Source organism: Actinokineospora inagensis DSM 44258, assembly GCF_000482865.1.
Lineage (GTDB): Bacteria > Actinomycetota > Actinomycetes > Mycobacteriales > Pseudonocardiaceae > Actinokineospora > Actinokineospora inagensis.
In genome coordinates, this window is sequence record NZ_KI519516.1 from 417,059 (window position 1) to 423,085 (window position 6,027).

The 6,027-nt window shown below is 71.9% G+C and carries 6 protein-coding genes; 3 read left to right on the forward strand and 3 right to left on the reverse strand.

The window, feature by feature from the left end; genetic code table 11:
• Nucleotides 1-7: 7 nt before the first annotated feature.
• The 3 genes from H504_RS0128035 to H504_RS0128045 are packed head-to-tail and all read right to left on the reverse strand — an operon-like array spanning nucleotide 8 to nucleotide 2,017.
• Nucleotides 8-832 (reverse strand): DUF8017 domain-containing protein, encoded by an 825-nt coding sequence (locus H504_RS0128035; protein WP_026425500.1) that lies wholly within the window; start codon nucleotides 830-832, stop codon nucleotides 8-10.
• Between the two features lie 17 nt (nucleotides 833-849).
• Entirely contained in the window at nucleotides 850-1,557 is a 708-nt protein-coding gene (locus H504_RS41685; RefSeq protein WP_035306382.1) for a DUF8017 domain-containing protein, read from the reverse strand.
• Nucleotides 1,558-1,606: 49 nt separating this feature from the next.
• Complete coding sequence (locus H504_RS0128045) at nucleotides 1,607-2,017, reverse strand: secondary thiamine-phosphate synthase enzyme YjbQ (RefSeq protein ID WP_026425502.1); 411 nt, start codon at nucleotides 2,015-2,017, stop codon at nucleotides 1,607-1,609.
• Between the two features lie 55 nt (nucleotides 2,018-2,072).
• Between H504_RS0128045 and H504_RS0128050 the strand changes: the two genes are divergently transcribed.
• The 3 genes from H504_RS0128050 (at nucleotide 2,073) to H504_RS0128060 (ending at nucleotide 5,682) form a co-directional block, all read left to right on the forward strand.
• Nucleotides 2,073-3,095 (forward strand): aminotransferase class V-fold PLP-dependent enzyme, encoded by a 1,023-nt coding sequence (locus H504_RS0128050; RefSeq protein WP_026425503.1) that lies wholly within the window; start codon nucleotides 2,073-2,075, stop codon nucleotides 3,093-3,095.
• Nucleotides 3,096-3,167: 72 nt separating this feature from the next.
• The gene (locus tag H504_RS37370; RefSeq protein WP_157440665.1) at nucleotides 3,168-3,935 is read left to right on the forward strand and encodes a hypothetical protein; all 768 of its coding nucleotides are present in this window, start codon (nucleotides 3,168-3,170) and stop codon (nucleotides 3,933-3,935) included.
• Nucleotides 3,936-4,086: 151 nt separating this feature from the next.
• Nucleotides 4,087-5,682 carry a methyl-accepting chemotaxis protein gene (locus H504_RS0128060; RefSeq protein WP_026425504.1) on the forward strand — a complete coding sequence of 532 codons (1,596 nt, stop codon included), beginning with the start codon at nucleotides 4,087-4,089 and terminating at the stop codon, nucleotides 5,680-5,682.
• Nucleotides 5,683-6,027: the final 345 nt, after the last annotated feature.

Consider the following 6,027-nt stretch of genomic DNA (forward strand, 5'->3'; position numbering starts at 1 on the left):
CGCGGGGTCAGCCGAGCAGGCGCACGCTGTCCGCGATCGCGGCGAGGTCGGCCGGGCCAGGTGTCTCGGGGGTCATCGGCCCACCGCTCAGGTCGCCGTTGACCACCAGCAGGCGCAGCGAGGCGGCGTCACCGTCGTCGACCAGGACCATGATCATCTGGCCCTTGCCCGCCAGGCACTGGTCGCCGGTGGTGCTGACGGTCGCCTCGACCCGCACCCCGTCGACCTCCTTGCCGCCCGGCCCGGCCACCTTCACCGCCCGCGGCGTGCCCGCCACCACGTCGACGCCGCTGCCGCCCGCGTAGAACTGCTTGCCCAGGTCCTGCGCGATGTCGGTGACCAGTTTGTTCGGCTCGCCCCGACCGACCGAGCCCGCGCCGACGATGCCGCGGCTGTACCTGTTGCCGCCGCACTGGTAGGGCGTGAGCGACGCCAGGTTGTTGATCGACACCCCGGCGAGCGCCGTGGACCGGATCGACTGCGTGGCCGGGTCGCGCACCCAGCCCGTGGCGACCCGGTAGGAGAGCTTCGCCCCGGCGTTCTCGATCACATCACCGGACGGGGTCGGCGTCGTCCCGGTCGTGGTGGTGGTCGTGGTCGTCGTGGTGGTGGTCGTCGTGGTCGCTGCCGTGGTCGAGGGGTTCCCGGCCGCCCCCTGGTCGCCCGGTTTCTGCTTGCTCAGCAACACAACCGCCACCGTCGCCCCCGCGACCAGCGCGACCGCCAACAGGGACAGCAGCACCACCACCCCGGTCCGGTTGCGCCGCGGTGGGGTCGGTGGGGGACTGGGGTAGAAGCCCAGGCCCTGGTAGTTGCCGCCGGGGTAGGTCACGCGCGGACAGTACCCCGCTACGACCCCGGTCGGACACTGTCGGTCATGGCGCGCAGGTCGTCACCCGGGGCCAGCGGCGCGTCCGGGCCCCGGTCGTCGGTGTCCGCGCCGACCACCACCACCGAGGTCCCACCGGACACGGCAAGCGCGATCACCGTCACCACTCCCCGCTTGCTCGCGCACTTGTCCGCGTCCTCATCCTCGCTCGCCTCCGCGTCCGCGCGGATCAACGCGCCCCGCGCGCCGTCGCGGACCAGCGGCGTCGGCCGGGACAGGGTCACCTTCGCCGTCTGCGTGCCGTCGCTGTACTGGTCGGCCGCGATCGCCGCGGCCAACTCGGTGGCCACCTTCGTCGGATCGCCGTCGACCCGGCCGCTGCCGGTGAACGCCCGCCCGTACTCCGCGCCCTCGCACAGGTAGGTCCCGAAGTCGGTCAGGTGCGAGAGCACCGCCCCGTTCGACGACTCCAACGTCTCCGACTCCGGTGCCAGGGACCAGCCCGCGGGCACCTCGTAGCGCAGGCCCGCCAGCGGGTCGTCCACCACCTGCCACCCCGGCAGCCGCGGTGACACCGGTGCCGCCGCGCGGGTCCGGGTGGGCGACACTGCCGTCACGCGCGGCAGGTCGGAGTCGTCGTCACCCGAGTCGAGGACCGCGACCACCCCCACCGCCGCTGCCGCCACCACGAGCGAGAGCGCCGCAATCGCCACTCGCTGGTTGCGCACAGCGCGAACGGTAGTCCAGCCCGCGCGCACGGTACCGGTGCCCCGCTGCTCACCCGGCCAGGTGGCTCAACCGCACCCGGCGCACCGGGTTGTCCACATTGGTGTCCACCAGGCAGATCGACTGCCAGGTGCCGAGCGTCATCTGTCCATTGAGGACCGGAATGCTCGCGTACGGCGGGAGGAACGCGGGCAGCACGTGGTCACGGCCGTGCCCCGGCGTGCCGTGCCGGTGCCGCCACCGGAAATCCCGGGGCAGCACCTCGCGCAACACGGCCAACAGGTCGTCGTCGCTACCTGCGCCGGTCTCCAAGACCACCACTCCGGCGGTCGCGTGCGGGACCCACACGTGCAGCAGGCCGTCCACCGCACCCGCCTCCACCAGGAACTCGGCGCAGGCCCCGGTCAGGTCGTGCACCACCTCGCGGTCGTCGGTGCGGATCTCGATCTCCTCGCTGTACACCGGCCCACCGTACGGCCCCTGCCCCGTCCGGACCGGTCTCCGTACAGTCGAGTCCGTGCGCACCTGGTCCGGAGAGCCGTTCGACGTCCCGCCCGGTTACCTCAACACCCCCGGCATCGGGGTCCCACCGGTGCGCGCCGCCGACGCCGTGGCCACCACCGTCGACCGGTGGCGGCGCGGCCAGACCTCCGCGGTCGAGTTCGACGCCCCGCTCACCGCCGCCCGCGCCGCCTGGGCCGCGCTCGTCGGCGTCGACCCCAGCCGGGTCGCCGTCGGCGCCACCGTGTCGCAGTTGCTCGCCAACGTCGCCTCGGCGGTCCCGGACGGCACCCGGGTGCTGGCCGTGCGCGGCGAGTTCACCAGCGTGACCTTCCCGTTCGCCGCCCAGGCCGACCGCGGGGTGACCGTCACCGAGACCGACCCCGCTGATCTCGTCGACCGCGCCCCGGACTTCGACCTGGTCGCCGTCAGCGTGGCGCAGTCCGCCGACGGGACGGTCGCCGACCTCGCCGGGCTGCGCGCCGCCGGGACCAGGGTGCTGCTCGACGTCAGCCAGTCCCTCGGCTGGCTGCCCGCCGACCTCGGCTGGGCCGACTGGGTCGTCGGCGCGGGCTACAAGTGGCTGATGACCCCGCGCGGCGCGTCCTGGCTCGCCGTCCGCCCAGCCGCCCGCGAGTGGACCCGCCCGGTCGCCGCGGGCTGGTACGCCGCCCACGCCCCGTGGGACAGCGTCTACGGCCTGCCGCCGCTGCTCGCCGAGGACGCCCGCGAGTACGACCTCAGCCCGGTCTGGTTCGCCCAGGTCGGCGCCGCCGCCGTGCTGCCTTGGCTCGCCACCCTCGACATCGCCGCCGTCCGCGACCACGTCGTCGGTCTCGCCGACGACCTCCTCGCCCGGCTCGACCTGCCGCCGCGCGGCTCCGCGATCGTCGCCGTCGACCGACCCGACGCCGCCGACCGGCTCACCGCCGCCGGGGTCCGCTGCTCCGTGCGCGCGGGCCGCGCCCGCCTCGGCTTCCACCTCTACAACACGACCGAGGACGTCGACATCGCCGCCCGTGCGTTGCGCGGCCGGTAACGGGACGAATCTCCGCTGGGAATGACTGGGTCGAATGACACTCACCGGGGACACCAACTACTGTGGGCGTTCGTGTCGGACCCCCAGCGCCCCGGACCGCCTTGGCCTCCCGAGCACCACAACCGCTCCGGTGAGACCGAGTGGATCCCGCGCGTGCACGGCGGCAGACCCCCGGACGAGCCGTTCCGGTTCGAGGAACCACCACCGGCGCCGCCCGGTAACCCGGCGCTGACCTGGGTGTTCCGCATCGCCGGGCTGGTCGCCGTCGCGGTCGTGTCCGGCCTGGTCTTCTGGTACGTCACCGACGGGTCCACGGCCAAGCCAAGCCAGCCCGCCGAGACCAGCCAGCCCCGCGCCGCGGGCCTCTACGACTACCAAGCGCATCCCAAGGTCCCCACCCCGCGGGTGGACAGCGACTGCGCCCAGCACGCCTACGGCCAGACCAAGACCCTGCTGGGCAAACCCGGCGAGTGCCGTCGGGTCACCCAGGCGCTGTTCACCGCCGACGTCAAGGGCCGTACCGCGCTGGTCGCCGTGTCCGTCGTCCGGATGGGTGACGCCGCCAAGGCGGAGGACCTGCGCAAGCTCACCGACACCGATCAGACCGGCAACGTCGACGACCTCGTCCGCGAGGGCGTGGTGAAGGTGCCGCCGCTGAAGTCGGTCAGCAACGGCTACGACTCCCAGGTCAACGGGGACGCCGTGGTCATCGTCGAGGCCGACTTCGCCCCGGTCGACGGCAAGGCCGTCGGCACCAAGGCGGACAAGAACCTGCTCGACGGCGTGTGCTCGGACGCGCTGCGGCTCGGCGCCCAGATCGACCCCGGCCAGGGCAACTGACCCACGTCGCCCGATCGGGCGATGTCGACGTGACGCGAAACTCTCAGCCCGGCCCCGTCGTTCCCGATAACCACTCCTGAGGGCGCCACCGACGGTCGGTGGTCCGTGGAACCGCGTGGTTCGTCCGCGCACCGGACAGGAGAGCTCCGCAATGGCCGATTCAGTGTCTGGCAACCTGTTGCGCCGCAGCCTCGGCGCCCGTGTCATCGCCGCGTTCCTGGTGCTCGCCGTGGTGGTCATCGGGCTGGGCGTGTTCGGCATCGTGCAGCAGACCGACCTGCGGGACCGGGCGAACTCGATCTCCGAGGACACCATCACGCCGCTGCTCGACATCAAGACCACCCAGACCACCAACCTCACCGCGCTGCTGACCGACGTGGTCATGGAGACGGTGAAGGACCCGGCCGCGCTCAAGAGCCTCGCCGCGGGCCGCGACGACTACCTCAAGCAGGCCGACGCCGGGTTCGCCAAGCTGGCCACCAGCATCCCGGCCTACCTGCAGCCGCAGTTGGCGCAGCTCGTCTCGGACAACCAGACCTTCTGGACCGCCCACCACGCCCGCCGCGCCGCCACCGCCGCCGGTGACACCGTCAACGAGGCCAAGTACAACGCCCAGGCCCAGGCCGACCTGCCCAAGGTCAGCGACGGTTTCGCCAAGCTCACCCAGGCGCTCACCGACTACGCCGCCCAGCAGCGCCAGACCATCTCCGACGCCACCGCCACCGCCCGCTGGCTGACCATCGTGGTCATCGCGGTCAGCGTGCTGCTCGCCGTCGGCCTCGGCGTGCTGGTCACCCGCAGCATCCGCCGCCCGGTGCGCGACCTGCGCGAGTACGCCAACCGGGTCGCCGCCGGTGACCTCACCCAGGCGCTGCCGGTCCGCTCGCACGACGAGATCGGCCAGATGGGCACCGCGCTGCACCACGCCGTCAACGAGATCCGCTCGGTCGTCTCCGACGTCGCCGAGTCCGCCTCCGGCCTCGCCTCCTCCGCCGACGTCCTGGCCAGCAACAACGGCCGCCTGACCGACGCGGCGGGCTCCACATCGCACCGCGCCGGTGAGGTCTCCACCGCCGCCGGTCGCGTCTCCGAAAGCGTCGGCCACGTCTCCGCCGCCGCCGACCAACTCGGCGCCTCCATCCGCGAGATCGCCGCCAACACCTCCGAGGCCGCCAAGGTCGGCGCCGAGGCCACCGCCACCGCCCAGCACACCAACGACATCATCACCCGCCTCGGCTCCTCGTCCGCCGAAATCGGCGACGTCCTCAAGACCATCCGCTCGATCGCCGAACAGACCAACCTGCTGGCCCTCAACGCCACCATCGAAGCCGCCCGAGCGGGCGACGCGGGCAAGGGCTTCGCGGTCGTCGCGGGCGAGGTCAAGGACCTCGCCCAGGAAACCGCCTCCGCCACCGAAGACATCGGCCACCGCGTCGCCGCCATCCAGAACGACACCGAAGCCGCCGTCGCCGCGATCGGCCAAATCGTCCAGGTCATCGACCGCGTCAACCAGTTCCAATCCGCCATCGCCGCTTCCGTCGAAGAACAGTCCGCCACCTCCGACGAAGTCAGCCGCAGCGTGTCCGAAGCAGCCAACGGCACCAACGCCATCGCCACCGCCATCACCGAGGTCGCAGGCGCCGCCGACGAAACCTCCCGAGGCGTCACCGAGGCCGAACAAGCCACCACCGAACTCACCCGCCTCAGCGCCCGCCTCCAGGAAATGGTCACCCGATTCCAGTACTGACCGCTCCAGTACGGGATTAGGGTCCGGTAAACCGGGTAGGACTCCCCCAGAGTCCTACCCGGTTTCCATTTCCCACCCCAACCACACGGCCCCTCAACAACGCAAGCTTGCACCGTGCCCCCCAAAAAAAACGAAACCCACGCCCTATCGACGAAGCGCCACACCCGCACCGCGCACCCAAAAAAGAACCCCCCGCCTCATCGACGAAGGCCGCCAGCCTGCGCCGCGCGCCTCGAAACCCGCCGATACCAACTGCCCGTTGTGGTGAAGTTGTTTTGTTTGGGGGGAGCGGTGGCCTAAGCCGGCTGGCGGGTAAGGCCACGCTTTCCAGTGGCCCCGCCTTTT

Bases quoted from the DNA above. Each gene is read 5' to 3' on its own strand.
- H504_RS0128060 (WP_026425504.1), top strand. From the start codon at position 4,087: ATGGCCGATTCAGTGTCTGGCAACCTGTTGCGCCGCAGCCTCGGCGCC.